At 76.6% G+C, this 2975-nt stretch carries 2 protein-coding genes; both read right to left on the reverse strand.

Translation table 11 applies throughout. The features are described 5' to 3' along the window. Positions 1–50: 50 nt before the first annotated feature. Positions 51–1430, reverse strand: coding sequence for a lysine N(6)-hydroxylase/L-ornithine N(5)-oxygenase family protein (locus tag AB0H81_RS44430; protein WP_358388458.1), 1380 nt, complete (start codon positions 1428–1430; stop codon positions 51–53). Continuing rightward, positions 1427–2975 (reverse strand): IucA/IucC family protein (locus AB0H81_RS44435; protein WP_358388461.1); only part of this gene is annotated, 1549 nt, incomplete at its 5' end. The genes AB0H81_RS44435 and AB0H81_RS44430, both read right to left, overlap by 4 nt.

Here is a 2975-nt window from a genome sequence, read left to right on the forward strand (position 1 = left end):
CGCCGCGCCCCCGGTGAGCCGCTTCCGCTGCCCGGGCCGGCGACCCCCGTCTACAACACTTCGGACACGAACGGCGCCGGCAACGCGGCCCCGGCCGGGGGCGCGGGCTCCGCGAGCTGCGGCGCGCCGAAGGTGGTCCAGGCGGTCCGCGCGGGCACCGGCACCACGGCGCGCCCGGCGGCGGCGTTGAGGATCGTGGCCGCCCGCCACGCCCCCAGCGTCAGGTCCGGGGCGCCCACCCCGTGCGTGTGCATCTCCGCGTTCTGGACGTACAGCTCGCCCGGCACCCGCGGGTCGAGCGCCACCCTGTAGTCGCCGTCCACCTGGTAGCGGCCCCGGTCGTCCCAGTCGACCAGCTCGGCCAGCGGCTCCAGGAACGCGGGCCGCGCCTCCGCGTACCCGGTGGCCAGCACCACGGCCGAGGTCCGCACCTCGAACGTCGTGCCCTGCTCCCGGTGCCGGCAGGTGAGGGCGTAACCGCCGTCGCCCTCGGCCGCGGCCACCACCTCCACCCCGGGGTGCAGCGCGGCGCGCGGCTCTGCGCCGCCGATGGTCCGCTCGTACAGCTCGTCATGGATGTCGCCGAGCGTCTCGCCGCTGACGCCCTTGTAGAGCTGCCACTGCTCGCGGACGAGCCGGTCGCGGGCCGCCTCGGGCAGGTGGCGGAAGTAGCGCACGTAGTCGGGGGTGAAGTGCTCCAGGCCCAGCTTCGAGTACTCCATGGGGGCGAAGGCCGGGGTGCGGGCCAGCCAGCGCACGTACGGCCCGCCGAGGCCCTGTCCGTCCTGGTGGCGCAGCAGGTCCAGCACGACCTCGGCGCCCGACTGCCCGGCGCCGACCACCGTGACGTCGGGCGCGGCGGCCAGCGCGGCCCGGTGGGCGCGGTAGTCGGCGCTGTGCAGCACCCGCCCGGCGTGGGCGCCGCCCAGCAGCGGGCGCAGCGGCTCCGGCACGACCGGCGCCGTGCCGACGCCCAGGACCACCCGCCGGGCGTGCGCGCGCGAGACCTCTCCGGCCGCCGACCGGTACGTCAGCGCGAACGCCCCGGCCGCGCCGTCCCACTGCAGCGCGGTGACCTCGGCGTCGAACCGGCACGACGGCAGCCGCCCGGCCACCCAGCGGCAGTAGTGGTCGTACTCGCGGCGCGGGATGTGGAAGCGCTCGGAGAAGAAGAACGGGAACATCCGGTCGTGGCGCCGCAGGTAGTTGAGGTACGACCAGGGGCTCGTCGGGTCGGCCATGGTGACCAGGTCGGCGAGGAACGGCACCTGCAGCACCGTGCCCTCCACCAGCAGGCCGGGATGCCACGAGAAGGCCGGCTTGGCGTCGAGGAACAGGGCCCGCATGCCGGGGACGCCGTCGCACAGCGCGGCCAGCGACAGGTTGAACGGGCCTATGCCGACACCGGCCAGGTCGTAGGGGGCGGTCACCGCTGCACCTCCGTGAGGGGGTTGGGAAGGTCGATGTAGACGGACTGGGAGTGGACGTCGCCGGCGAGCTCGTCGCGGCCGTCCACACAGGTGAGATGGTTGCCCTTGCAGCGCAGCACCGGGGCGTCGAGCAGCAGCCCGAGCAGGCCCTTGGCGCCGGGCTCGGCCGCGCGCAGCCGCTCCAGCGCCGCGCGCAGCACCCGGAGCAGGTCCTCCTCGCCGGCCAGGCCGAGCGCGCCGAACGCGCCGACCAGGCCCAGCAGGTTGCCGATGCCCAGGTAGTACGCGACCCGCTCGTCCACGAACGCGTCGTCGAAGACCAGGTCCACGCCGTCGGTCAGGCCCGGCACCAGGCGCTCCAGCTCGCCGGCGCGGGATGCGGCCACGTAGTAGCCCTGGCTGTCGCGGTACCAGCCGGCCCGGGGCAGGCCGTCGGCGTCGAGCGCCACCAGGGTGTTCTGGTGGTGCGGCTCGAGCGCGACGCCGTACCTGGCCTGGAGGCGGACGAGGGGGACGGCGAGCACGTCGACGTAGCGCGCCAGCCACAGCGCGGACGCCTCGGCGACGGACAGGCCGCGGGCGCGGGCGGCCCGCTCCACGGCGGCCGACAGGAGCGCCCGGTGGCGGGGCGGGGAGCCGTCGCCGGGGCCGGTGCGCTCGGCGAGCAGCCCGGCCACGCACAGCGCCCCTTTCGCCGCATATGATCCATAGGCGCCGTTCGTGTCGTCATGGAATGGGTTGTCGCGGATCGCGGTCTCGAAGCCGGTCTCCGCGTCCCCGGCCCCCGCGCCGTCCACCGCCACCCAGGCGAAGTCGCGCAGGACGCCGAACGCGGGGTGCTCGGCGCGCAGCCACGCGGCCGGCCCGGCGGCCAGCAGGCGGGCGGCCCGCACGCCGAGGCGCAGCTCGCCGCGCAGGTTCTCGCGGCGGGAGTTGGTGATCCGCATGCCGAGCGACAGCTTCAGCATCACCTCCGCGTCCGCCCGGTACACCGTTCGGACCGAGGAGGTCGGGGACCAGGCCGGACCGGCGGGCCCGAGCGGCCGCAGCAGGCCCGCCTCCACGAGGGCCGCCACCGCCGGGCGGCGCACCACCTCGCGCGCCTGCCACGGGTGGGCGGGCACGGGCGTCCAGCCGTCCGGCAGGTCCAGCCCGGCCGGGGCGATCCGCCGGCACAGCTCCGCCGGGTCGTCGCCGTCCGCGCTCTCGCCGGTCACGACGCCGGGGGCGGCGGCGAACCAGTGCAGCGGGAACGAGCCGCGCAGCTCGGGGGAGCAGGCGGCCAGCTCGCCGGCGGACGCCTCCTCGCGGCTCTTGGGGGCGGGGTGGAACGGATGCCCCAGCAGAAGCGCCTGCTCGGCCCCGAGGAACGCGCCCGAGCCGGTGGACGGGTTCGTGTAGCGGGATGCGTCCGGTCCCTCGGCGCGGCGGGCGGCGAGGTGCGCGGTGACGCGGCGGGCGGAGTCGAGCACCCGGGCGGTGGCGTCGGACACCCGGTGGGCGGGCAGCCCCGCGCGCACGGCGGTCTCCCGCACGACGACCGCC

It is taken from the genome of Nonomuraea sp. NPDC050691, from assembly GCF_040654455.1.
Classification (GTDB): domain Bacteria; phylum Actinomycetota; class Actinomycetes; order Streptosporangiales; family Streptosporangiaceae; genus Nonomuraea.